This window comes from Dehalococcoidia bacterium (assembly GCA_021295915.1).
In the GTDB taxonomy this organism is placed as follows: Bacteria; Chloroflexota; Dehalococcoidia; order Lucifugimonadales; family UBA1123; genus VXRN01.
Map to the genome: position 1 here is coordinate 1 of JAGWBK010000042.1, position 21,761 is coordinate 21,761.

Genomic DNA, 21,761 nt, shown 5'->3' on the forward strand with positions numbered 1-21,761 from the left:
AGAAAGACTCGTGTGGTCAGCGGTATCCCGGGGGCTGCCGGTCTGCATATACAGGCCAGGCAATATCGGCCATGAGAGTAGTACCGGCACGGTCAATCCAAATGACTTCCAGTCGTTGATAATCAAGGCTTGTGCTCGCTCAGGGTGTGCTCCCTTGGTGCCGGACTGGCGCTTCGAGATGACCCCTGTCGACTTCCTGGCCACCGCTATCAGGAAGTTCTCCGACGAGCCGGCACATCTGGGAAAGGTCTATAACGCGGTCCAACAGGACCCCGTCACCGCTGACAGCGTTTTTGCTCTTATGCAGGACCGCGGATACGTGACAGACCGCGTATCCCTGGGTGAGTGGAAATCAAGACTGCAAGAAATAGCAGACCGGGAGAACGACCTGGAGTTAGGTGTTCTGGTACGCTCCCTGGACTCGGTTGAAGGGTATCTATCCGATACCAGCAAGTACGACATCAGCAAGTTCTCTGAAGCACTTGCTGAGACTGGTATGGCCATGCCGACAGTTGACGTGGACTACGTGACCAGGTTCCTAAGAGAGTGACAAGTCGGGACTGAGCGTTCACGAGGGATGATCTGGCAGGCACATCTCCTTGCGAATGACTGCTGCTGTCGAATCACTCACGTCGGGCCGGGTACATCAGTCCGGCGGCTATGCCGACTGAGCTTGCGAGCGATATAGCCACGAGTCCGGTCTGCAGGGAGCCGGTGAACTGCGCCACCGCGCCTGCGATCATCGGCCCCACGGCGAACCCGATTGCTGACAGCGTGACGACCAGCGCGCTCATGGCAGCCACCTCGCGGGGAGCTATGTCCTCGAACTCGAACGGCAGCATCTCGAGGGCAGGCACCGCAACCCACACCAGTCCCATCCCGGCAATCAGCACCGCGAGGGGCACGATGTCCCGGGTCAGTGCGATGCCGAGCGCGAGAAGGACGTTCAGCGTCGCCGGGACGGTGAGAAGCAACCTGCGGTTGGCTGCCTTGCGGTTGACGTAGCTTCCGAACAGGGCGCCGGGTATCAGACTGTAGTACAGGAAGCCGAGGAGCGGTCCTCCAACGGCCAGGGGTATATTCCTGTCTTCGACCATCAGCGTGGGCATGAAGGTCACGATGGCCGTCCACGTAGCCGAGAGTGAGAACATCACCACGCCAACAAGCCAGCCCTGCGGGTACTTTCTGAGGGCAGCAAGGGGCGCCCGTCTCGCGTTATCGAGAGCCTGTTCGATCTCGCGGGCAGGCGCACGGCTCTCGCGGGCCACGACCATCCACGCGACCAGCTGCGACAGCAGAAACGCTCCCTGGATGAAGTAGGCCAGACGCCAGCTTCCAAGCGCGGTGATCAGCATCGCACCCGTGCTGATTGCTATGGCCAGCAGGAGGCTGTGCTGGGACAGTCCTACGGCGTTGATGAGTGTGTACTGACGGCGCGCAGCCCACTGCTGGAAGAGCATCGGACGTGCCGCGAGGCCAATCATGTGGAACAGCGCGGCGAAGAAGCGCGCAAAGAACAGGCTCGGGAAGCTGAACGCAAGTCCCTGTGCGAACAGGAACGGAGTCACCAGCATCAGGGAGACCAGGTTCATGGGAACGGGACGGAAGCGCGACAGCCATATCCCGAACGGAAGCACCGCCACTGCCGCCGTAATCCACCATACGCCCTGGAGCAGTCCGGCCTGCAGCGGAGTCAGCCCCAGGTCGTCGCTTATGAACGGGAGGAATATGCCCAGGACAAACGACGATAGCCTGAGGCTGCTGATCTGGAGATGGTGAAGTAGAAGTGTCGCCCAGCCGCGCGGTTGTGTGTCTTCGATTCCTTCGGATAGGGAAGCGGATGTCATCGGCCGACTGGGGAATGAGTAGCGGTGTAAGAGGTGGCCATTCAGTCGGCCAGTCTAGCAGATGTCCTGAGTCCGATAGTTTGAGACCGGCCAACAGAGGTTAGAATGAGCTACAGCTCATCAATGAGACCTTTGAAACCCCCTCTCCCTGAGGGCTGACAGGGGTAGGTAAACCGGCAGTTCGTTCGTCCTGAGCTTGTCGAAGGACACCCCCAGCCCCTGGATTCCCGCTTCCGCGGGAATGACGGTTTGTGAATACCTACCCCTGTCAGCTCCCGAGGGAGAGGGTTGGGGTGAGGGTGAATAGGACCTTATTGGCAATCTGGTGTGCACCACCCCGCCCCTCTGGATTCCGGCTTTCGCCGGAATGACGAAGGTCTCCTTAAGCGGAAACACGCCTTGAACGAGCACGGAACGGAGCGAACTAGATGGACCTGATCGTCATCAACGGCCGAGTGGAGACCATGGACGCCAGCAATGGTGTGGTGCAGGCGGTGGGTGTCCGTGACGGTAGGATCGCCGCGCTCGGCGCTAACGACGAAGTCCTGCCTGAGAAGCACAGCCGGACGACGGTCATCGACGCCAACGGCAGGACGGTGCTGCCGGGCTTCATCGAGCCTCACAACCACATGGTTGGGTACAGCACCAACCTCCTGGAGGTGGACGTCCGAACGCCGCCCAACCGCAACATCGGTGATATCGTTGAACGATTACGCGAGCGGGCAGCCGGAACGCCGCCTGGGGAGTGGGTACGAGGCCGGGGCTACGACGACACCGGCCTTCAGGATATGCGGCATCCCACCCGTCACGACCTCGACGCCGCGTCGACAGGTCACCCCATCGCAATCGTCCACAACTCCGGGCATATGCTCGCGGCCAACTCCACTGCGCTCCAGATGGCTGGAATCCACGACGAAACTCCGGACCCTCCCGGCGGACGCATCGGCAGGTTCCCAGCCAGCGGCGAGCCAGACGGGATGCTGTACGAGACCGCGCAGGCACTCGTGCACCAGCTTCTGCCCGCCTACACGGAAGACGACGTGCGGACCGGGTTCGTCGGGGCGCAGGACGAGTACCTGCGGCGCGGCATAACGACCATCCACGATGCCAGTGTCGGCAACGCGCGGGGCGTAAACATCCTCGACACCTACCAGCGGGCGAAGTATGAAGGGTTCCTGAAGTTCAGGGTCAACATGTTCATGCAGTGGGAGTATCTGAAGAGTACAGACTTCGCCCTCGGAACCGGCGACGGCGACGAGTGGGTACGGGTCGCCGGATGCAAGATCATCTCCGACGGGTCGATCCAGGGAATCACTGCGGCCCTGCGCGAGCCCTACCACTGCGACCCCGACGAGCAGGGCTGGCTTATCTACGAGCAGGACGAGTTGAACGAGATGGTCATGGCCCTGCACCGTCGGGGCTACCAGATCGCCACCCACGCCAACGGCGACGCTGCCATCGACGCCGTGCTGACGGCCTACGAGAACGCGCTGCGGACCATCCCGAAGGCCGACCACCGCTTCCGCATCGAGCACTGCCAGGTCTGCCTGCCGGAGCACATCTCGAAGATGCGCGACCTTGGAGTAATCCCAGACTTCTTCCCGAACCACGTCTACTTCTTCGGCGACCGACACCGGGAGCGCTTCCTTGGCCCTGACAGGGTGACTCACCTCGACCCGATCGGTTCGGCGGTCCAGGCTGGGATCAAGCCGCTGCTCCACTCGGACTGCCCTGTGACTCCGGTGAACCCGCTCTTCTGTATCCAGAACGCTATCGACAGGGTCACCAGCTCAGGCAGGGTACTGACGGAAGCTGAGAGAGTGCCCGTGAGAGATGCCATATCCATGATGACCGTGAACGCCGCGCACGGGGCCTTCGAGGAAGACGTGAAGGGCAGTCTGGAGGTTGGAAAGCTGGGCGACTTGGTGGTGCTGCAGCATGACCCGTTCCGTGAGTCGGCCCACGAGCTGGGTCAGATCGAGTCAGCCGTCACAGTGGTCGGGGGCCAGGTCATGTACCAGACCGACGACATTGCCATCGGCTAAGAGGGAGCCCATTCGCAGCGCAGATCCATAGTCAGAAAGCCTGAACGCCCACGCAACGGCCGGATGCAGGCATGTCCTGCCTCTCGTCCTCGGCTCCTCCTATGTCCTCGACATACCAGGGCTTGTAGCTGGTATCGCCGGCAGGCCACGCGCAGCGCACCTTGGCATGGTCGTGGCCAGGAGGTATGTCTCCAACGTCAGCCAGGAAGCAGAATCCGACAGCGAGCAGCAAGATGGCGAAGTATACGAATGGACGCGCTGCTGCTTGCATTGCAGCCTCCATGCCGCCACGTTGGCTGCTGCCGACACCAGGCCGTGGCTGATCGGGGTTCCTGCGCTGTGTCCGAAGGATACCACTCTCTGTCGCATCGTGTTGGACCGCATCTCCGGTTGACCATGTTCCGGCCCGAACCTAGAATGTGTTCAAGTATCCGGTCTACCGCAGAAACGTCCCGCGAGGGGGATCAACAATGCCGATCTATGAGTACGTCTGCAACACGTGCAGCCACAGGTTCGAGAAGCTGCGGCCGATAAGTCGCATGAACGACGACGCTCCCTGCCCCATCTGCGAGGGCGATTCCGAAAAGAAGCTGTCGGTGTTCTCGGCGTTCGCGTCCGACGACTCCGGCTCGGTCGGAGCGATTGCGGGCGCCGGTGGATGCGGCGGGTGCGGTCCGGGCGGCTGTGCCTGCTCGATGACGGTCTAGCGCATGACCACCGTACAGATACTGCTGTCCATACACATCCTGTCTGCGCTCGTCGCAGTCGGGGCGACGGTTTCCTACTTCTTCTGGCTGCGCCGAGCTGTGCTGGCGCCGGAGTCGAGGTCGTTCACGCTGGATACCATCAGGATGATGGAGCGTCGGATGGTGATGCCAGCCTACGTGCTCGTCCTGCTCACAGGACTCGGGCTGATCGACCGCGCCGGCTGGGCGTGGTCCACGCCGTGGCTCGAGCTTTCGCTCCTGTTCTTCATCGTGCTCCTGGGGCTCGTGGGATTCCACGCACGAGTCATCAAGGGTCAGATCGCGCTGGTTGCGGACGGCTCAGCAGACTCCGCCGAGTACGACAGGGCCCACGCACGCGGACGAATACTGCTGGCGCTCAAGGTAGTCGTGATTATCGCGATGGTCTACCTGATGGTGTTCAAGCCAGCGCTGTGGGGGTGAGGCAGGGCATAAGGATCCGACCCTGATCAATTCTCACTGATTCCGATTCGGTAGTTAAGAATCCCGCGCTCTTCTGAGTTCATCCTGAAGCTCTCGGACTCGAGCCTCTGCTGCATCTGCACGCCTCTCGGCCACTATGCGAGCTGTACGCTCGTCTTCGGCACGGGCACGCTCGTCGTCAAAGGTCGGGATGTGACGACCGGTTGCCGGGTCAAACCACTCCAACTGCCCGGCGTGCCACCTTATGTTCAGATTCAGTACTTCGCTGTAACCTTGTAGAACGTCCTCAGACAACTGCTCGATCTCAATTGGCTGATACTCCCCATCAACCAGCCGTTCTCCTGCCAGCCAATCACCGTGGTACTCACCAGTTTCATCAAATCGCCAGTACTCGAGGATCCCAAAAGCAGCATAGTCGTCTCGCTTCTCTCCGACATCTTCGTCGCCTGTACTCTCCGAGGCCACCTCGAGCACGAAGTCGGGGGGCTTTCCCTGCTCGGAGATGATGTAACCGTTGCTTTCGATGTAGGCTGCGGGGTCGACATCAAAAGCGATGAGCAGGTCTGGTCTCCTTCGTCGGGATCTGCCCGAGCGGGGTTCCATGGAGATATAACGCTCGGCGGTCACCAGCGTGGTATCGGAATTGCCGAAGTGGCGGATGAGGTGGTGTGTACTACCTGGCGCGTGAAGGTGTTCGTAGCTGGTCATCTCATCTGGCTCGCGTGGAGGTGGGTCCGGGAGCCTGAATCCGGCGTGGGACCTGGTGGTTCTAAGTGTGGTCATATCGCACCTCGCAGGGTGGGCGAATATGGAGACATCCGGCTGGCTAGAATGACCTCCTGAATGTCAATTGTATCGCACAGCGGTAGGGCCTGTAGCGAACCAGTTAGGCCAAGTAAGAGTATGAGTTACCTATTCAGCCATCTCCTGACAGGTGGAGCATCCCTACTATAACTTCGCTGTCCAACATAGCGAGCTTCGTATTGGTCAGTCCCGCCTAGGTACTTAAACCTATCGTAGGTACCCTTCCCAAACACCACAATCTTGTCTGGATTTAGGGATTGCAGTTGAAGCATCGTCGAGTTTTCATACGCATACTCAAACGCGGGGACGATTCGATCTTCAGAAGTAGCCAGCGGGATCAGATTCAGATACGCAACGCTGTCCAAGGCCAAACTCAGATGTCTTCTGACAGTGGTTATAGGTATCCAAGCTCGTCCATAGTCAATACCCAGCATGAAGCTCCGTATCATGGAAAACAGTTCGACGATGCTCTCAGCAGACCTTTCTTGACTGTGATTCCTGATTAGGCGGAACATCTCCATGTCAGCTTCGGCGGTAGTCACGGTGTTGGATGCACGAGGGTTCTGTCCCAATACAACTACTCGACTATCTGAGTCGAAGTAATGGCTGCCTATGAAGCCAGGTTGCGGCCATCTTTCACTGAATGGGACGAATATGCCGGGATTCTTGGCCAAGAGATCGCTCCAGTATCCTTCAGAACCAATATCTGCCCAAAGGTCGATGATTTCTCGTTGCATTCCAATGCTCCTACAATCTTGTTGGGGAAATCTTTATCTTGCTTTGGCAAAACTCACAAGCGGAGACAAGCGCTCATCGTGCTGAAGGTGATAGCGATGGTCTACCTGATGGTGTTCAAGCCGGCGCTGTGGGGGGTGAGGCTGAGGTTACGCGACAAGGGCAACGACTAAAGAGGTATCCGACGCATCCTGACACGGTTGTCATCCACAGTCACGAGAACGCCCGCTTCCACATCCACCTCAATAACCGAAAGCACCTGGCTCAACCTGCTGTTGACTGCGTCCACGCGAGAATCTGAGAGTCTGAGCGAAATGATAGAGGGTGCCGATAGTCCTGACTGTACAGCCATTCCGGAGAATCCCAAGTCCTGAGTCAAGACAGCGCGATCCTCCGAAAGTGCAGCAGCTATGATCTCCGGATCAGGGGCGGTTGCTGGCAGAAGATCATCAACTCTGACAGCTTCGTGCCCAAGATTGTTCAGAAAACGAACTGTGCGAGGGGAAATATGAATGTCGGCTAAGAGCCTCATCCAATGGTGAGGACCTCTCACTCACCATCCATGCGCCATAGGTGGCGCAGGCATAGACATCGGAAGGCCCTAATTCAGGATACTCCCTTACAATATCGTCCGCCGTGTAGCCGTTTCCTACGAGCTTGAGCACAAACTCGACGGTCATACGAGTGCCACGGACGGTTGGCTTGCCCTCACATACTTGTGGATCGACAGTTATTCGCTCGAACTTCATGGCAGTCATCATATCATGCGATGTCCGTTTAGCTAGCACCAGAAAAGCGTGAGGGGTCTGAACCAGTTTCGTGGGAGGCCTCGGCAAGAGCGTTGGCCCCAGCCACCTCTGGATTCCGGCCTTCGCCGGAATGACGACTGACGGTGTGCATCTACCGACTAGATTGATACAGCTTCAAGCATGAGATGCAGTCCCAAATTTGTAGGCGGCCCGTGCATGAGCCTCTGTTCTACTCCTGGATTCCGGCCTTCGCCGATATGACGAAACGGCAGTGCCTACCAATCTGGAACAGGTTCAAAGCGTGAGCCTCTGGTCTAAACCTCCCGGCCAACGCCTTCGGCTATGGCGCGTTCGTAGGCGGCTTTGGCGGTGGCGATGTCCCAGAGGGCCATTCCGAGGGACTTGAAGAGGGTTACTTCTTCCGGGCGGTGACGGCCTGGTGTCCGGCCGCTGACGATCTCCCATAGCTCGACCATCTGCTCCCAGAGCACGAGGCCTCGTCCTGCGGTCATCATCAGCTCACCGGACTCGATCCGGGTCTGCGCGAGGTCGTCGACGACTATCAGGTCTGCTCGCTGCACAGCCGCGTTGTCGAGCTCGGTCACGTAGGGGTCCGCTCCGCCGACGGCGGTGACGTGCATTCCCGGCTCCAGCCACTCGCCGTGTAGTACCGGCGTGCGGGAGCTCGTGATCGTGATGACTATGTCGGCTCCCTCGACTGAAGCATGGGCTGAGTCGACGGGAGAGACATCGAAACCGAGTCGTTCTGACATCTCAGACGCGTATGCGCTTCGACCCTCGGAGTTCCGGCTGTAGACCCTGGCGGCGCTCAGGTCGCGGACCTTGCTGACGGCCTCAAGCTGTGTCCTTGCCTGGTATCCGCTGCCGATCACCCCTACGGTGGCAGCCTCGGGTCGCGCCATTAGGCCGGTCGCCACACCTGTGGCGGCACCGGTGCGTAGCTGGCCGAGTCGATTGGCCTCGACGATCGCGAGCAGTTCGCCGGTGCGGTTATCCGACAGGAATACGAAGAACCTGTACACGCCGCCAGCATAGGTATACGTCTTGAAACCGAAGACGCCCAGCTCGCTGTCGGAGGCCATCATGGTGTTGACGTGGGTGTCCGGAGCGGCCATCAGGCGCTGCCTGGGGAGATTGAGAGCGGTGCCGTCGGCCTGTCGACGCAGCACGGATTCTACCGCAAAGAGAGCCGCCTCCATATTCAGGAGGCGGTCGACGTCTTGTTCTGTTAAGTAGAGGGGCAAACTTACGGGTCCAGAACCTGCCCCGGCCTTGAGCCGGGGGTGTACCCTGCTTATTTGCGAACGGCCACGATGTCCAGCCAGTTGCGGGGGACGTGGGTGATCTCCATCTCCTCGAACGTCTGGTGCACACCGGTCTGTAGAGACGCGCTCGCCTCCTTCAGCGGGACGCCGGGCATGGTGCCCACTATGAAGTCCTCGAAGGTGCTGATGTCCAGCCAGCCCTCGATCGGCACCTGGACCCTGTCCTCCACCTGGCGTATGACGGTGAAATCGTGACGTTCCAGCAGGTCGCGATACTCTTCGGCGGTCAGGTGCTTGCGCGACTCGACCTTGTCAGCACGCTGCGGGGAGAGTCCGTACTCTCTGCGCAGCACACGCGCCGACTTGAACATCCACTTGCGGTAGAATTGGAGAGACTCCGGCACCTGTCCACCTTCGTAGAACGAGGTGTTGAACGCGAACTTCCCACCGGGGTTGAGCGTGCGCTCAATCTCATCGATGAGTCCGTCCTTGTCGGGGATGTAGTGAATGGCGTTGCAGAAGATGACAGTATCAGCCCGTTCCTTCATTGACTCGGACACCTGCTCGACCTGGCTCTGCACGAACTGGACGGCATTATCCCTGTGGGCCTTTAGGTCTTCCATCGCCTGCTTGAGTGCGATGGAGGAGTGGTCCACAGCGACGATAACGGAGTCTCTCGCACCGCGAAGCTGCGCGAGAATGAGCTTGGTCACGCCGCCGGTGCCGCAGGCAAGGTCGACAATGCGCTGACCGGAACTCGGCTCGGCCATGGCTACAAGTCTCGCGTTAAGCGCCTCGTAGAACGGGTTGGATGAAAAGGTGGCGAATGAGAATTCACTTGATGTCATGTCACCTCTCCTGGTGTGGTGGCGAGGACTGAGTTTGAGGCTAAACGCTGAGCACACTACGCCCGATTATCGACCGATAGGCGCATTATACCCACTCACACGAAAAAAGGCTAAACAAAGTTCGGCACTGCGGTATAATGACCGCAGCCTGAGTTCCCGGAGGTACGACCATGGCTACGGCCACTCGATTGCAGCACACGCTTGTCGATCCCACGACGAAGCCTATTATTCCTACGTTTGTTCCTGCCCAGAGGCTGGAGTCGCTGGCGAACAAGCGGCTCGGGCTGATCGATGACGCCAAGGACGGGGCGCGAGAGCTTCTCGAAGAGATCGCCGACGTTCTCAACGAGAAGTACGGCGTCTCGAACGTCGTCTACCACCGGAAGCCGTCGGCGTCCAAGCCGGCTGACCCTGATGTCATCAGCAGCATGTCCGAGGAGTGTGACTACGTAGTTGTCGCAATCGGCAGTTGAGGGTCTTGCAGCGCGTGCAGTGTGCACGACGGAATCCACGCAGAGAAGGCCGGTATCCCCTCGGTAACCATCTGCACTGACATCTTCGAGGTCACAGCGAGGTCGATGGCGCAGATGTGGGGCGCTCCAGCGTATCCGGTCGTCCTGACGACCCATCCGATAGCCGAACTGACTCGGGAACAGCTCAGGGCGAGGGCTGAGGACATGCTCGCGGAGATGGAGTCGATACTCCTCGGCGCTCCAGTATAGCGTCGCTACGTCTGCCAGAGGGTGTCTGTAAAGGTGATTCCTTATGCCTCCTCTCCCTTGATGGGAGAGGATTGAGGTGAGGGTGACAAGTGTAATCCCCCTCATCCTGACCTTCTCCCACCAGGGGAGAAGGAACATCTCAGGCGATCAGGCGCCTCCGGACAGCTGCTGGAAAATACCGTGCCAGACGTCTGGACCGCCGCCGCCCATCTTCTCACGGTAGATGATGATGCCGTCCGCTCCGAACGCCACCTTCGTGGACTGGTTCGTCACGTGGAGCTTGAACAGCACCTCGCTGTCGGAGTCGGCCATGGGCCATGGGTATCCCTGATTCTTGCCGAAGTTCTCCAGTGTCTCCAGGTCGTCGGATGGGTCTACGTTAATCGCGTAGAAGTCGACTGTGTCAGCGTACTCGGGCCAGATGTCCTTGAGGCTCCGCAACTCGGAGCGGCAGATCGTTCAAGTCGTGGCGAAGAAGAAGAGGAACGCCGGTTTCCCATTTTCGAGCAGACCGGCCGACGTGATCGGTGTGCCGTCGGTCAGCACTATCTCGAACTCAGGTATGCGGTCGCCGATGTTGTTTCCGATCTTGAAGTCTATGGCAGACGCTGCCGGGGCGACGGTGGGAGATGGCGCAGCGGGCTCCTCGGAGCCACAGGCTACGGCGGCAAGTGCTGCCAGACCTATGCAGATCGCTGAGACTTTCATTAGCAACGGCGTTATCCTAAGCAGGTTGATTACCGGGGAACTTGGAGCGAACTCAATCCGCTCCCACTTAACGAAGCGTACCGAATATCGAAACTATTAACCAGAGTCAGTGACCTCATGACAGAAGAAACTCGCCATCTCCACAGTCTGTTTCCGCGGATCTCTCATGCTAGCATCGCTTTAGCTGCGCTGGTGCTAGCATCGTTCGCCATTCTCGCCTGCTCTTCTTCCTCAGGCGAGAGCGTAACCGCACCTGCAGCTACTGAGCCACCGGCTCTATCCGGCAGGCTGGGGGAGGAGATCTTCACCACCACGTGCGTTGCCTGCCATCTGGCGGGTGGCGTGGGCCAGCCCAACTGGCACATTCCGAATGCGGACGGCGTGCTTCCCGCCCCGCCTCTCAATGGCGACGGTCATACCTGGCACCACTCCGACGGCTTCCTTTACAGGTACGTCAAGAACGGCGGGAAGATGCTGGAGACCCCCAGCCTGCCGGACTTCAAGAGCGGTATGCCCGCGTTCGGCGAGCAGCTCAGTCACGAGGAGATCGTCGCGGTGCTCACCTACGTTAAGAGTCTTTGGGGAGACAAGACGAGCAGGGATACGTCCATTGTGGAGTGGCAGGCCCTCGGGAGTGTCGAAGATCCGTTCCCGCCTGCTCCGTAGACGCTGACTAGCTGCCGCTCAGGTTCTGGAAGACCTGCGTCCACGTCCCGGCGTTGCCTTTGCCGAAGCCGTCGCGATAGACGATAACGCCGTCCCCACCAAAGGCGACCTTGACCGAGTGCTTGACGATGTTGAAGTTCCTGATCATCCCATCATCAGGCTTGGCTACGGGGAACGTCCAGTCCTGATTTTGTCCATACCCGGCAGCCTCATCCAGGCTTGTCGAGGGATCAACGTTGACCGCGTAGAAGTCTACGCTTCCAGAGTGCTCCGGGAAGATCCCGCTCAGGCTCCGCAACTCGGAGCGACAGATCGGTCAAAAAGTCGAGAAGAAGAATAAGAACGTCGGACGTTCACTCTCCATCAGGCTCGCAAACGATACGGTTGAGCCGTCAGCCAGTGTGAGCTCGAAGTCCGGCACGCGCTCGCCGACGCTGCTGCCGATGTCAACGGCGACCACAGGGGCGACCGTCGCGGTCGGCGGCACCGGTGTGGACGTGGGCGGAACGGCCGTCACTGTCGGCGCTGGAGGCGGTGGCGGAGTGGGCGTATCCGGCGGCGGCTCAGTCGCGGTCGGCTCGGGAGCGGCCGTTGCCGTCGGAGCTACCGGGGCACTGGCAGGCGCACCCGTGTACACAGCCGACACAGTCGGAGACGGCTCTGGAACTGGCGTATCCGTCGGCTCAGGTGCCGGTGTGTCGGTCGGTTCCGGAGCAGCAGTCGGGGGCGCGGGAGGAGTGGTCGGCTCAGCAGTCGGGACGCTGGTGGGCGTCGCCGTGTCCTGAGCGACAGCTACTAGTGGCGCAGCGGCCGTAGTCGGAGCGGCAGGAGCCGCTGGTGGACTCGTCGGAGCCGACGCGGGGGCAGGTTCGGATGTGTCCGAGCCGCACGCGATAACGAAAGCCATCATCGCGACGAGCGCCATGACCAAGAGGCTTTTGACTGGTCTTCTAGTGAACAAGTGTCAGTTTCCCGATCCCAACGGGTTACCCAAATATGCTACGGAGGAACCTTACTTCCGGTTTCTTAAGACGATTGCATAAGTCCGTTATTCGGAAACCATAGGTGTGTGGGTAGTGTCCAGTAGGTTGGAGTCGAACCTTTCACCCTCACCCCAGCCCTCTCCCTGAGGGAGAGGGGGCTAATGCAATCATCTCGGTTTCTCAAGTGAGATCCATCATTCTGACCAAGGTCTCGAGGTCCGGCACTTCTAGGTCGGGCTTTGCGTCGGTGGGGCGCGTCGCCCCGGCTCCTTCGCGGTCGTGACCACGATTTACCCATACCGACGAGATCCCAAGCTGGTTCGCAGGACCGATGTCATGATAGAGGCTTTCGCCGATGTGCAGCCACCGACTCTTGTCGACGTCCATTCGCTCCAGCGCAGTGTGGAAGTTGCTGAGGTCGGGCTTGTAGCTCCGCACCTGCTGGGCGGTCACGACAGCGTCGAACGACACTTCCAGGACCTTGGCGGTCTGGGCGAACAGGTCGTCGTCTACGTTGGAGATTATCGCGAGTTTGTAGCGCGCCTTCATTGCCCTGAGCGACGGGATGGTGTCAGAGAAGATCGGCCATGACGGCAGAGTGTCTGCGAGGCAGGTCAGATCGGACTGGGTGAACTGGAAATCGAGGCTGATGCCGATCAGCGCCATCACGCGCCGCAGGACACGCCGGTACTCGAGGAATCCGGTGCCGACCTGTATCTGGGGCTCGACCTCGGCGAAGAGCTCGAGGATCTCAGACCTGGACAACTGGATGTTGTGGGAGCGCAGCGCGGCGTCGACGGCGTCGGATATGCCAGTCTCCCAGTCGACCAGCGTGCCGTAGCAGTCGAAGCTCAGCCATTCGTATTGTTGGAAATCAAGCATTTGGCCTCTTACCCATTTGATGGCGAACCGGCATCAGCGGTTCATGCGTAATCGCCCGCGAATCCTACCACACCGGCAAGTGGGCTACGTGATCCGCCAACCAGTTGAACTTCCATGTAATGTAGTAGTGTTCACTCTGGCTGGGTGTATGGAAACAGAGGGACGGCGTATAATCTCAAGCTGTATCAGATGGTGGGAGGTAGGTCATGCGATTGGAAGGTAAGGTAGCGCTCATAAGCGGAGGCGGAAGGGGTATGGGAGCGGCCGAGGCGCGGCTCTTCGCCTCTGAGGGAGCGAAGGTCGTCTTCGGAGACGTCCTTGAGGCCGAGGGCCAGCAGGTGGAAGCGGAGATCGCGGAGGCGGGCGGCGAGGCTGTGTTCGTCCATCTCGACGTGACGAGCGAGGCCGACTGGCAGAGGGCTGTCGATACCGCTGTCGAGCGGTTCGGAGGCCTGCACATCCTGGTAAACAACGCCGGAATCTTTGACGGCGGCAACGTCGAGGCCCAGACCGTCGAGGGCTGGGACCGGACGATGGACATCAACGCGAAGGGCGTGTTTCTCGGCACGAAGGCCGCGATCCCGGCCATGCGTGAGTCGGGCAGCGGCTCGATAGTCAACATCTCATCCGTCGCAGGCATCATCGGAAGCCTGGGCACGACGGCGTACAACGCGTCGAAGGGGGCCGTGAGGCTGCTGACCAAGTCCACGGCAATCCAGTATGCTGCCGAGGGCATACGCTGCAACTCGGTCCATCCCGGCCCGATAGACACGAACATGATCCGCGAGGCGTTCCCGGACGACGACGTCAGGGAGGCGCGCATCGGTCTGGTCCCACTGGGACGCATGGGCGATATGTCCGACGTTGCGAATGGCGTGCTCTTCCTGGCGTCTGACGAAGCCTCGTACATGACCGGCAGCGAGCTGGTGATAGACGGCGGCGCCACAGCTATGTAACGAGACCCCGGAAAGGAGTCCCAATGACCACCCAAGACAAGCTACAGCGCGAACCCCAGTCTCCGGACAGAAGCAGGCCGACGCCGAGGAGTATCTTCCCGGCGGAAGCTCACGCGGCACGGCGTTCTTCGCGCCCTACCCTCACTTCATAGAGCGGGGCGAGGGCCACTATATATATGATGCGGACGGCAATCGCCTGCTCGACTTCATGATCAACGCGACCAGCCTGATTCTCGGACACGCCCACCCGGACGTGACCCGAGCCATCCAGGAGCAGGCGGCCAGGGGAACAGCGTTCACCGGCCCGACCGATCCGCAGGTGCGAATGGCGAAGATCATCACCGAGCGGGTGCCGTCGGTCGACCTCGTCCGGTTCACCAACTCGGGCACCGAGGGCACGATGATGGCAATCCGCGCCGCCCGCGCGTTCACCGGCAGGGAGAAGATCGCCAAGTTCGAGGGCGGCTACCACGGAGCGCACGAGTACGTCTCGGTAAGCGTCCGGCCTCCGCTTGCAAAGCTCGACCCGTCAGGTCCGACGCCGATCCCGGAGCATCCGGGGCTGCCCCAGAGCATCCTGGACCAGGTGATCGTGCTGCCGTACAACGACCTCGACTGGTGCGAGCGGGTGCTTCGCGAGAACGCGAGCGAAGTGGCCTGTCTCATCATGGAGCCGATCATGTCCAGCTTCGGCTACTTGGCTGGAGACATCGAGTTCCTGAAGGGCCTGCGCGAACTGACGACCGAACTGGGCATCATCCTGATCTACGACGAGGTGCAGAGCTTCCGTGTCGCTCCCGGCGGCGCGCAGGAGATGTTCGGCGTGATCCCGGACATGACGTCTTTCGGCAAGATCATAGGCGGCGGCACTCCGGTCGGCGCGTTCGGTGGCCGGGCCGACCTCATGGAGCTGTTCGATCCCACGAAGGGAGCCGCGATAGCTCACGCCGGAACGTTCAACGCCAATCCGGTGACGATGGCCGCGGGAGAGGTGGTCATGAACCACCTGACGCCCGAGGTGTACGACCGCATGAACGCGCTGGGTGGCGAGCTCAGGGCCAAGCTGAGTGCTGTGTTCGACGAGTTCGAGGTGCCGGCGCAGGTCACGGGCGTGGGATCGCTGTTCGGCATTCACTTCACTTCAGAAGAGATCACCGACTACCGCACGGTGGTCCGTGGGGACAGCACCATGCGACAGGCGCTGTTCGTCGGGCTGCTCAACGAGGGCGTCCTGCTCCAGGGCGGGGCCGCGGGCGCGATGAACTCGCTGACGAGCGAGTCCGACATCGACACGCTGGTAGACGGCACGAGGCGGGTAATCGAGCGCGTGAAATAGATGTCAGTACGCTCAGATTCTCCTTTAATTTGGCCGCGATTTTTGATTATACTTATGCGATGTATTGGTCAGTGGAAAATCAAGCATAGCGTAGATAAAGGAAGGGGAAGTATTGCATAAAGTCAAGAATAGTGCAGTTTTGGTGGCATTGATAGCAGTTGCCGCGATGCTGACGCTGGCGGCCTGCTCGGAAGAGATGAGCGACGCCGAGATCAAAGAAGCTGCCATGGGCATGGGCATGGTAGAGGCCGGCTCCGAAACGATGTCCGATGATCAGATTAAGCAGGCCGCAATGGCCATGGGCATGATGACCGAGGAAGACGCCAAGGCCATGGCGGACGAGATGATGCCCGAAGACTCCATGATGGTGGGCGACAGGCTCGCACAGGTCAGGGAGAGGGACAAGGTCATCTGCGCCAGCAGGAACGACGTGCCCGGCTACGGCTATCTCGACAGCTCCGGCAACAACGTCGGCTTCGATATCGACCTCTGCCGCGCGCTGGCGGCCGCTGTTCTCGGCGACCCGAGCAAGATCGAGATCCGCCTGATCTCCGCCGCAGAGCGCGGCCCGACGATCCAGTCCGGTGAAGTCGACATGCTTGTCAGGACAGTTACCTGGACGACCTCACGCGACTCGCAGTGGGGCAACTACGCGCAGACGATGTTCTTCGACGGCCAGGGATTCATGGTCAACAAGGACCTCGGCCTGATGAGCGCGCTGGAGCTGAAGGACGCGACCGTGTGCGTGACCCAGGGCACGACCACCTCAAACCAGAACGACCTGAACATCACAGCGCTGGGATTCGAGGACACTGACGCTGTGGTGGCCGCCTATGAGAGCGGCCAGTGCGACGCGTTCACCAACGACCGCTCGCAGCTCGCCGCCATCGGCAGCGCGTTCCAGAACCGCGACGCCCACGTCATTCTGCCTGAGACCATCTCCGAAGAGCCTCTTGGCCCGGTGGTGCCTCATGGCGACGACCAGTGGTTCGACATCGTGAAGACCGTTATGGGCATCCTCATCTATGCCGAGGCCTACAGTGTGGACTCCGGCAGCGTGCCCACCGCAGTCACCGGCGACACCAAGGTTGACAGGCTGTTCGGCCTCGAGGGTTCGTTCGGCCAGGAGAGCCTCGGTCTGAGCCAGACGGTTGCGCAGGACGTGATCAATGCCGTGGGCAACTACGGCGAGGTCTACGACCGCAACCTCGGTCCGGGCGGGATCGACCTTCCGCGCGCGAACGGACGCAACGCCCTGTGGGCCGACGCCGCGTGCATGGACTGCCCGAAGGGCGGCCAGATCTACTCCGCGCCGCTGCGGTAACGTAACAGTCTGAATAGTTAAGCCAAGTAAAGGGGCGCCCCGGATGAAGCCGGTCGCCCCTTTCTATTTGTGGCCTTCCGGCAGTAGGGGTGTCCCTTGTGGTTGCCCAGTTCGGCAGAGAGGGATCGGGTGCCCACAAGGGATACCCCCACGCAGACCCCATCTCTCCACAGACTTGAGCGAATTACGCGAGGATGTAATAGAATCAGGTAACTCTGAATTCGGAGAGCGGACGGACGGCCATAGTGACAACGCTTCGCAGTCTAACGACCTACCAGAGCATACCGGTCTGGCGGCATGTCCAGGTCATCCAGTGGGTGACCCAGATCCTGTCGGGGATACTGGTTGTCGTCCTGGTCGTGTGGTTCTTCGCCAACATCGCCAACGCCGTGCAGGACCGGGAGATACCCCACGGTTTCAGCTTCCTTGACCGCGAGTACCAGACCCCCATCGGTCAGCACTTCCTGCCCTACGAGTCGTCGGACTCATTCCTGTACGCCTTCGCCGTAGGCGCGACGAATACGGTCATCGTCTCGATAGTCGGCGTGATTCTGGCTACCGCGCTGGGCATTGTGATAGGCGTGGCGCGACTGTCGGGGAACTGGGTAGTGGCCAAGATCGCGCTGGCATATGTCGAGTTCTTCAGAAATGTGCCCCTGCTTGTGCAGCTCTTCTTCTGGTTCTACATAGTCCTCGCGCTGCCGCAGGTGCGACAGGGATACGTCATAGCCGACCGGGTGTACATCAACAACGGCGGGATATCCATCCCGTTCCCTGTACCAACCACCTGGGAAGCGGCACTCTCCTGGTTCGCGCTTGCGATCGTTGCGGTCGTAGCCGGATTCCTCATTAACAGGCACCTGACCCGCCGTGAGATACTGACTGGGGCGTCGTCCTACCCTCTGATCTCGGGCTGGGGAACAGCCATCGTGATCGGCGCAGCCGGCTGGCTGGTGATCGGCGTAACATCCGGCGCGGCCCCGCTACAGATCTCGGTGCCGGAGCCTCAGGGTACCTTCGGACGAATCGTCGGTGGATTCACCGTGGCAGGCGGACTGGTGGCGCTGCTGGCCGGACTGGTGACGTACACGTCGTCGTTCATCGCCGAGATCGTGAGAGCCGGCATACAGTCGGTGGGACGCGGACAGGTCGAGGCCGCACGCGCGCTCGGACTTCCGGCGATGGAGGCGCTGCGACACGTGACGTTCCCGCAGGCTCTGCGAGTCATAGTGCCGCCGCTGATCAGCCAGTACCTCAACCTGACGAAGAACAGCAGCCTGGCGGGCGCGATCGGCTACTCGGACCTGACCAACGTGGCCAAGACGATGACACAGACCGCGCCGGCGGTGTCGATATTCATGTTGATAATGGCTGCCTACCTGGCGATGAGCCTCACGTATTCGCTGATAGGCAACCTGTACAACCGGCACATAAAGTACTGATGGCAACAAGCACTGACATAGGCAGAGGAGGGCCTCTCCCGCCGCCGCGCTCCACCACGGGCGTGGTCGGCTGGATGCGCACCAACCTGTTCAGCACACGGTTCAACAGCGTGCTGACCGCCGTGTCGGTCATCGTACTCGCGGTCTCCCTGTGGTACGGACTGGGCTGGATTATCTTCAGCGCCGACTGGACGGTGATCGGCGTCCTTGGCGGCCAGATGATCATCGGCCAGTACAACATCGAGGCTGCGTGTAACGGTCAGAACTGTTTCTGGCGGCCGCAGGTGGGACTGCTGCTGGTGTCCGCGCTGCTTGGCATGGCCTGGGGAGTCGCTGGAAGCGGCCTCACCAAGCGCATTGCAATACTTGTCGTGGTGGTGATTGCGGCATTCGCCCTGCTGCCATACAGCCTGGACACGATGGGCATGGACGTGCGAGCTCTGCTCGTCGCTAACCTTCCTGCACTGGGAGTGGGCTGGGCGCTCGCACGCTACACGCCGCTCGGCACGCCGAAATGGATCGTGATATTCGGCGTGGTCATCTTCCTCGTAATACTCGTCCTGCTGCGCGGAGTGCCGGGAGTGCCGGGACTCCAGCCGGTGTCGGTGATCTACTGGGGCGGCCTGATGCTGAACCTGCTGCTGGCGGTGGCGGGCATCGTGATCAGCCTGCCCATCGGTATCGCGCTCGCGTTGGGCCGCAGGAGCCAGCTCCCGGTGGTGAAGCTGCTGTGCATAGTGTTCATCGAGGTATTCAGGGGAGTGCCGCTCATCACGCTGCTGTTCATGTCGCAGGTGCTCGTGCCGCTGGCATTCCCTGAGAACTTCCCGCAGAACTCGCTGTTCCGAGCCGCGGTCGTTATCACGCTATTCAGCGCGGCGTACATGGCCGAGAACATCCGGGGAGGCCTGCAGGCGCTGCACCCCGGCCAGGCTGAGGCGGCGCGCGCGCTCGGCCTTCCCGGCTGGCAGACGACGATGCTCATCTCGCTGCCGCAGGCCATCCGCAACGTAATACCGGCCATCGTGGGGCAGTTCATCGCGCTGTTCAAGGACACGAGCCTCGTGTACATCATCGGTATGCTGGACGTCGTGGAGATCAGCCGGGCGTTCATACAGGGCAACACAGAGTACCTAGCAAGCGCGAAGGAGCTGTTCATATTCCTCGCGCTGGTCTTCTGGGTGTTCACCTACGGCATGTCATACGTGAGCAGGCGCATCGAGCAGCACCTCGGCGTCGGCGAGCGGTAGAGGCAGGTTTGAGACCTGTCCATACTTGAGTTTCAGGGGGCAGTCATGGCAACTATGGAAGAGACGATCGGACCGGAAGAGATGATCGTCTGCCGGGACGTGCACAAGTGGTACGGCGACTTTCACGCGCTGCGTGGGATCACAACCACGGTGAACCGGCGCGAGGTTGTCGTCGCCTTCGGCCCATCAGGATCGGGCAAGTCGACGTTCATCCGGACCATCAACCGGCTCGAGGACCACCAGCGGGGCGACATCATCGTTGACGGTATCGAGTTGACCGACGACGTCCGCAACATCGACGCGATACGACGCGACGTGGGCATGGTATTCCAGTCGTTCAACCTCTTCCCTCACCTCACTGTGAAGAGCAACATCACGCTTGCGCCGATCAAGGTGCGCCACATGCCCTCCGATGAGGCTGACGAGATCGCGATGAGCCTACTGGAGCGCGTGGGTATCCCGGAGCAGGCTGACAAGTACCCAACAGAGCTCTCAGGAGGTCAGCAGCAGCGTGTGGCGATAGCCCGCGCGCTGGCGATGCAGCCGAAGATCATGCTGTTCGACGAGCCGACGTCCGCTCTCGACCCGGAGATGATCAAGGAAGTGCTGGACGTGATGCAGGAGCTAGCCGAGTCCGGCATGACTATGATCGTGGTGACGCACGAGATGGGCTTCGCCCGCGAGGTCGCCGACCGGATGATGATGTTCGACGAGGGCATAGTCGTTGAGGAGGGCTCGCCGCACCAGATCTTCGAGGATCCGCAGAGCGACCGTACGAAGCTGTTCCTGTCGCAGATCCTGTAGTCTCACATGGATCATATAGGAAGGACAGAACCATGAGACGCCGTCTAACGCAAATTTCCGTTCACAGGTCAAGCTTAACAGTCGCCCTTATGTACGCTCTCGTTATTTTCGTCATCGGAGTCGCGCTTGCCATCATCGGAACACCGATCGCTGGTGCCATTAGCTCGCTGTTCGGGGACGATGACGACTTCAGCATCGGCGTGTGGCTGGCGTTCTCCATCGGCTTCGCTGTACTCGGCGCGATACTGTACGGCATCTTCGGGTACGTCTTCACCGCGTTGACGGCGTGGATCTACAACATCGTCGCCAAGTGGACTGGCGGAGTGGAGTTCACGCTGTCGGAGCCGGAGTAACTGGCGATTAGGGGCCCGCTGCATCACTTTGTCATTCCGGCGAAGGCCGGGACCCAGGGGGTGGGGGTGTCCTTCGACAAGCTCAGGACGAACGAACTGTCGGCTTACCTACCCTGTAAGGCCTGAGTGAGAGGGTTACACAAGACTCTCATCAGCCAGAACAACGTCTCCATAACCACTTGGCAGCCAGCGCGACCGCGCCCAGCAGGCCGAGCGCGAAGCATAGGGCGTACACCTCAAGCGTCGACAGCATGGTCAACATGGCGTTGCTGTCTGACAGCGGCGAGATCGGATGCATGTCCGAGTACAGGAAACTGTCCAACAGGACGTGGCTGTAGCCGCCGATCAGCGCCCCTGATGCTGCCGCAACCAGCGGGACTCGCGGCTCGATCCAGAGAAGGCTCTCACGGTCGGCACGGACCAGCCGGTTCCACAGTCTGAGCACATGTCCCAGCAGCGGCCTGCCGATTACGACTGCCAGCAGCGCGACCACTGTTGCCCCAAGGTAGGTGTGCAGTATCCGGTGATACGGGGGGTCGTCAGTGAGCAGGTAGAAGGCAGCCTCGGCGTCGATCGCGACCTGCGTGATGCCGAAGACCACGAAGCTGAAATACCTCGGAGCGATGACCTTAGCCGCAAGCGCAGTCCCCATATGCACCGGAGTGATCGGCATGGGGATAGAGTAGCAGGCTACGCCTTTCGACGCCTGATAGGAAAAGCGTAAACTGGATACCATCATGATGTGGACTGGATCCTTTTCGGTCCAGTCCGCTCAAGCGGATGCACCCTGCCAAGGAAGTATCACTGTATGAAGCTATCGAGTCTCATGGTGCGGAACTACCGGAGTCTTCG

At 60.4% G+C, this 21,761-nt stretch carries 28 protein-coding genes; 14 read left to right on the forward strand and 14 right to left on the reverse strand.

Translation table 11 applies throughout. The annotated features are described in order from the left end of the window. Nucleotides 1-550, forward strand: a 550-nt coding sequence (locus J4G14_11660; GenBank protein MCE2458451.1) for an SDR family oxidoreductase, incomplete at its 5' end; no start/stop codon positions are given. A 73-nt stretch (nucleotides 551-623) separates the two neighbouring features. Here J4G14_11660 and J4G14_11665 read toward each other — a convergent pair. After that, the gene (locus tag J4G14_11665) at nucleotides 624-1,847 is read right to left on the reverse strand and encodes an MFS transporter (protein ID MCE2458452.1); all 1,224 of its coding nucleotides are present in this window, start codon (nucleotides 1,845-1,847) and stop codon (nucleotides 624-626) included. Between the two features lie 428 nt (nucleotides 1,848-2,275). On the opposite strand from J4G14_11665, the gene J4G14_11670 reads away from it, so the two are divergent. Next, nucleotides 2,276-3,892, forward strand: coding sequence for an amidohydrolase (locus J4G14_11670; protein ID MCE2458453.1), 1,617 nt, complete (start codon nucleotides 2,276-2,278; stop codon nucleotides 3,890-3,892). Between the two features lie 31 nt (nucleotides 3,893-3,923). Here J4G14_11670 and J4G14_11675 read toward each other — a convergent pair whose 3' ends face one another. Further along, nucleotides 3,924-4,163 carry a hypothetical protein gene (locus J4G14_11675; protein ID MCE2458454.1) on the reverse strand — a complete coding sequence of 80 codons (240 nt, stop codon included), beginning with the start codon at nucleotides 4,161-4,163 and terminating at the stop codon, nucleotides 3,924-3,926. A gap of 199 nt (nucleotides 4,164-4,362) precedes the next feature. Between J4G14_11675 and J4G14_11680 the strand changes: the two genes are divergently transcribed. Both J4G14_11680 and J4G14_11685 read left to right on the forward strand, forming a co-directional pair. Then, complete coding sequence (locus J4G14_11680; GenBank protein ID MCE2458455.1) at nucleotides 4,363-4,599, forward strand: zinc ribbon domain-containing protein; 237 nt, start codon at nucleotides 4,363-4,365, stop codon at nucleotides 4,597-4,599. Between the two features lie 3 nt (nucleotides 4,600-4,602). After that, entirely contained in the window at nucleotides 4,603-5,061 is a 459-nt protein-coding gene (locus J4G14_11685; GenBank protein MCE2458456.1) for a DUF2269 family protein, read from the forward strand. A gap of 54 nt (nucleotides 5,062-5,115) precedes the next feature. Here J4G14_11685 and J4G14_11690 read toward each other — a convergent pair whose 3' ends face one another. The 6 genes from J4G14_11690 to J4G14_11715 form a co-directional block, all read right to left on the reverse strand. Then, nucleotides 5,116-5,844, reverse strand: a complete 729-nt coding sequence (locus J4G14_11690; protein ID MCE2458457.1) for a Uma2 family endonuclease — start codon at nucleotides 5,842-5,844, stop codon at nucleotides 5,116-5,118. A gap of 125 nt (nucleotides 5,845-5,969) precedes the next feature. Further along, entirely contained in the window at nucleotides 5,970-6,602 is a 633-nt protein-coding gene (locus J4G14_11695; protein ID MCE2458458.1) for a hypothetical protein, read from the reverse strand. Between the two features lie 167 nt (nucleotides 6,603-6,769). Next, nucleotides 6,770-7,132: a DUF5615 family PIN-like protein gene (locus tag J4G14_11700; protein ID MCE2458459.1), complete on the reverse strand. Its 363-nt coding sequence runs from the start codon at nucleotides 7,130-7,132 to the stop codon at nucleotides 6,770-6,772. Further along, complete coding sequence (locus J4G14_11705) at nucleotides 7,050-7,349, reverse strand: DUF433 domain-containing protein (GenBank protein ID MCE2458460.1); 300 nt, start codon at nucleotides 7,347-7,349, stop codon at nucleotides 7,050-7,052. The genes J4G14_11700 and J4G14_11705 overlap by 83 nt, the downstream gene beginning before the upstream one ends. Nucleotides 7,350-7,663: 314 nt before the next feature. Further along, nucleotides 7,664-8,614: an ornithine cyclodeaminase family protein gene (locus tag J4G14_11710; protein MCE2458461.1), complete on the reverse strand. Its 951-nt coding sequence runs from the start codon at nucleotides 8,612-8,614 to the stop codon at nucleotides 7,664-7,666. A gap of 50 nt (nucleotides 8,615-8,664) precedes the next feature. Then, entirely contained in the window at nucleotides 8,665-9,483 is an 819-nt protein-coding gene (locus tag J4G14_11715; GenBank protein MCE2458462.1) for a methyltransferase, read from the reverse strand. A 170-nt stretch (nucleotides 9,484-9,653) separates the two neighbouring features. On the opposite strand from J4G14_11715, the gene J4G14_11720 reads away from it, so the two are divergent. Together J4G14_11720 and J4G14_11725 are read left to right on the forward strand one after the other, a co-directional pair. Beyond that, the gene (locus tag J4G14_11720; GenBank protein MCE2458463.1) at nucleotides 9,654-9,956 is read left to right on the forward strand and encodes a hypothetical protein; all 303 of its coding nucleotides are present in this window, start codon (nucleotides 9,654-9,656) and stop codon (nucleotides 9,954-9,956) included. Between the two features lie 21 nt (nucleotides 9,957-9,977). After that, the gene (locus tag J4G14_11725) at nucleotides 9,978-10,205 is read left to right on the forward strand and encodes a hypothetical protein (protein ID MCE2458464.1); all 228 of its coding nucleotides are present in this window, start codon (nucleotides 9,978-9,980) and stop codon (nucleotides 10,203-10,205) included. Nucleotides 10,206-10,352: 147 nt separating this feature from the next. Here the strand turns inward: J4G14_11725 and J4G14_11730 are convergent, their stop codons facing one another. Both J4G14_11730 and J4G14_11735 read right to left on the reverse strand, forming a co-directional pair. After that, nucleotides 10,353-10,646 (reverse strand): hypothetical protein, encoded by a 294-nt coding sequence (locus tag J4G14_11730; GenBank protein ID MCE2458465.1) that lies wholly within the window; start codon nucleotides 10,644-10,646, stop codon nucleotides 10,353-10,355. A gap of 18 nt (nucleotides 10,647-10,664) precedes the next feature. After that, nucleotides 10,665-10,913: a hypothetical protein gene (locus tag J4G14_11735; protein ID MCE2458466.1), complete on the reverse strand. Its 249-nt coding sequence runs from the start codon at nucleotides 10,911-10,913 to the stop codon at nucleotides 10,665-10,667. Between the two features lie 117 nt (nucleotides 10,914-11,030). Here J4G14_11735 and J4G14_11740 point away from each other — a divergent pair, with 117 nt between their 5' ends. Next, on the forward strand, nucleotides 11,031-11,579 hold the full coding sequence (locus J4G14_11740) for a cytochrome c (protein MCE2458467.1): 549 nt from the start codon (nucleotides 11,031-11,033) through the stop codon (nucleotides 11,577-11,579). A 7-nt stretch (nucleotides 11,580-11,586) separates the two neighbouring features. Here the strand turns inward: J4G14_11740 and J4G14_11745 are convergent, their stop codons facing one another. The 3 genes from J4G14_11745 to J4G14_11755 all read right to left on the reverse strand — a co-directional run bounded on the left by J4G14_11745 (nucleotide 11,587) and on the right by J4G14_11755 (nucleotide 13,444). Then, entirely contained in the window at nucleotides 11,587-11,877 is a 291-nt protein-coding gene (locus tag J4G14_11745; protein MCE2458468.1) for a hypothetical protein, read from the reverse strand. 18 nt (nucleotides 11,878-11,895) lie between these two features. Further along, nucleotides 11,896-12,540 (reverse strand): hypothetical protein, encoded by a 645-nt coding sequence (locus J4G14_11750; protein ID MCE2458469.1) that lies wholly within the window; start codon nucleotides 12,538-12,540, stop codon nucleotides 11,896-11,898. 202 nt (nucleotides 12,541-12,742) lie between these two features. Beyond that, complete coding sequence (locus J4G14_11755; protein MCE2458470.1) at nucleotides 12,743-13,444, reverse strand: HAD-IA family hydrolase; 702 nt, start codon at nucleotides 13,442-13,444, stop codon at nucleotides 12,743-12,745. Between the two features lie 206 nt (nucleotides 13,445-13,650). Here J4G14_11755 and J4G14_11760 point away from each other — a divergent pair, with 206 nt between their 5' ends. The 7 genes from J4G14_11760 to J4G14_11790 all read left to right on the forward strand — a co-directional run bounded on the left by J4G14_11760 (nucleotide 13,651) and on the right by J4G14_11790 (nucleotide 20,909). After that, nucleotides 13,651-14,400, forward strand: coding sequence for a glucose 1-dehydrogenase (locus J4G14_11760; protein MCE2458471.1), 750 nt, complete (start codon nucleotides 13,651-13,653; stop codon nucleotides 14,398-14,400). A 148-nt stretch (nucleotides 14,401-14,548) separates the two neighbouring features. Next, nucleotides 14,549-15,736 carry an aspartate aminotransferase family protein gene (locus J4G14_11765; GenBank protein ID MCE2458472.1) on the forward strand — a complete coding sequence of 396 codons (1,188 nt, stop codon included), beginning with the start codon at nucleotides 14,549-14,551 and terminating at the stop codon, nucleotides 15,734-15,736. A 112-nt stretch (nucleotides 15,737-15,848) separates the two neighbouring features. Next, entirely contained in the window at nucleotides 15,849-17,060 is a 1,212-nt protein-coding gene (locus tag J4G14_11770; protein MCE2458473.1) for an amino acid ABC transporter substrate-binding protein, read from the forward strand. A 245-nt stretch (nucleotides 17,061-17,305) separates the two neighbouring features. After that, entirely contained in the window at nucleotides 17,306-18,502 is a 1,197-nt protein-coding gene (locus tag J4G14_11775) for an ABC transporter permease subunit (protein ID MCE2458474.1), read from the forward strand. After that, the gene (locus tag J4G14_11780) at nucleotides 18,502-19,752 is read left to right on the forward strand and encodes an amino acid ABC transporter permease (protein ID MCE2458475.1); all 1,251 of its coding nucleotides are present in this window, start codon (nucleotides 18,502-18,504) and stop codon (nucleotides 19,750-19,752) included. Before J4G14_11775 ends, J4G14_11780 begins: the two co-directional genes overlap by 1 nt. 81 nt (nucleotides 19,753-19,833) lie before the next feature. Continuing rightward, complete coding sequence (locus J4G14_11785; protein ID MCE2458476.1) at nucleotides 19,834-20,556, forward strand: amino acid ABC transporter ATP-binding protein; 723 nt, start codon at nucleotides 19,834-19,836, stop codon at nucleotides 20,554-20,556. A 32-nt stretch (nucleotides 20,557-20,588) separates the two neighbouring features. After that, on the forward strand, nucleotides 20,589-20,909 hold the full coding sequence (locus tag J4G14_11790) for a DUF3566 domain-containing protein (protein MCE2458477.1): 321 nt from the start codon (nucleotides 20,589-20,591) through the stop codon (nucleotides 20,907-20,909). A gap of 151 nt (nucleotides 20,910-21,060) precedes the next feature. Here J4G14_11790 and J4G14_11795 read toward each other — a convergent pair whose 3' ends face one another. After that, a complete protein-coding gene (locus J4G14_11795) occupies nucleotides 21,061-21,648 on the reverse strand; it encodes a DUF4184 family protein (protein ID MCE2458478.1) in 588 nt (195 codons plus the stop codon). Nucleotides 21,649-21,761: the final 113 nt, after the last annotated feature.

What these genes read in the sequence shown, in the direction of transcription:
- J4G14_11755 (MCE2458470.1), bottom strand. Translation starts at nt 13,444, where the DNA reads ATGCTTGATTTCCAACAATACGAATGGCTGAGCTTCGACTGCTACGGC.
- J4G14_11695 (MCE2458458.1), bottom strand. Translation starts at nt 6,602, where the DNA reads ATGCAACGAGAAATCATCGACCTTTGGGCAGATATTGGTTCTGAAGGA.
- J4G14_11680 (MCE2458455.1), top strand. Translation starts at nt 4,363, where the DNA reads ATGCCGATCTATGAGTACGTCTGCAACACGTGCAGCCACAGGTTCGAG.
- J4G14_11665 (MCE2458452.1), bottom strand. Translation starts at nt 1,847, where the DNA reads ATGACATCCGCTTCCCTATCCGAAGGAATCGAAGACACACAACCGCGC.
- J4G14_11720 (MCE2458463.1), top strand. Translation starts at nt 9,654, where the DNA reads ATGGCTACGGCCACTCGATTGCAGCACACGCTTGTCGATCCCACGACG.
- J4G14_11675 (MCE2458454.1), bottom strand. Translation starts at nt 4,163, where the DNA reads ATGCAAGCAGCAGCGCGTCCATTCGTATACTTCGCCATCTTGCTGCTC.
- J4G14_11795 (MCE2458478.1), bottom strand. Translation starts at nt 21,648, where the DNA reads ATGATGGTATCCAGTTTACGCTTTTCCTATCAGGCGTCGAAAGGCGTA.
- J4G14_11740 (MCE2458467.1), top strand. Translation starts at nt 11,031, where the DNA reads ATGACAGAAGAAACTCGCCATCTCCACAGTCTGTTTCCGCGGATCTCT.
- J4G14_11715 (MCE2458462.1), bottom strand. Translation starts at nt 9,483, where the DNA reads ATGACATCAAGTGAATTCTCATTCGCCACCTTTTCATCCAACCCGTTC.
- J4G14_11685 (MCE2458456.1), top strand. Translation starts at nt 4,603, where the DNA reads ATGACCACCGTACAGATACTGCTGTCCATACACATCCTGTCTGCGCTC.
- J4G14_11690 (MCE2458457.1), bottom strand. Translation starts at nt 5,844, where the DNA reads ATGACCACACTTAGAACCACCAGGTCCCACGCCGGATTCAGGCTCCCG.
- J4G14_11705 (MCE2458460.1), bottom strand. Translation starts at nt 7,349, where the DNA reads ATGAAGTTCGAGCGAATAACTGTCGATCCACAAGTATGTGAGGGCAAG.
- J4G14_11785 (MCE2458476.1), top strand. Translation starts at nt 19,834, where the DNA reads ATGATCGTCTGCCGGGACGTGCACAAGTGGTACGGCGACTTTCACGCG.
- J4G14_11735 (MCE2458466.1), bottom strand. Translation starts at nt 10,913, where the DNA reads ATGAAAGTCTCAGCGATCTGCATAGGTCTGGCAGCACTTGCCGCCGTA.
- J4G14_11790 (MCE2458477.1), top strand. Translation starts at nt 20,589, where the DNA reads ATGAGACGCCGTCTAACGCAAATTTCCGTTCACAGGTCAAGCTTAACA.
- J4G14_11760 (MCE2458471.1), top strand. Translation starts at nt 13,651, where the DNA reads ATGCGATTGGAAGGTAAGGTAGCGCTCATAAGCGGAGGCGGAAGGGGT.
- J4G14_11780 (MCE2458475.1), top strand. Translation starts at nt 18,502, where the DNA reads ATGGCAACAAGCACTGACATAGGCAGAGGAGGGCCTCTCCCGCCGCCG.
- J4G14_11700 (MCE2458459.1), bottom strand. Translation starts at nt 7,132, where the DNA reads ATGAGGCTCTTAGCCGACATTCATATTTCCCCTCGCACAGTTCGTTTT.
- J4G14_11670 (MCE2458453.1), top strand. Translation starts at nt 2,276, where the DNA reads ATGGACCTGATCGTCATCAACGGCCGAGTGGAGACCATGGACGCCAGC.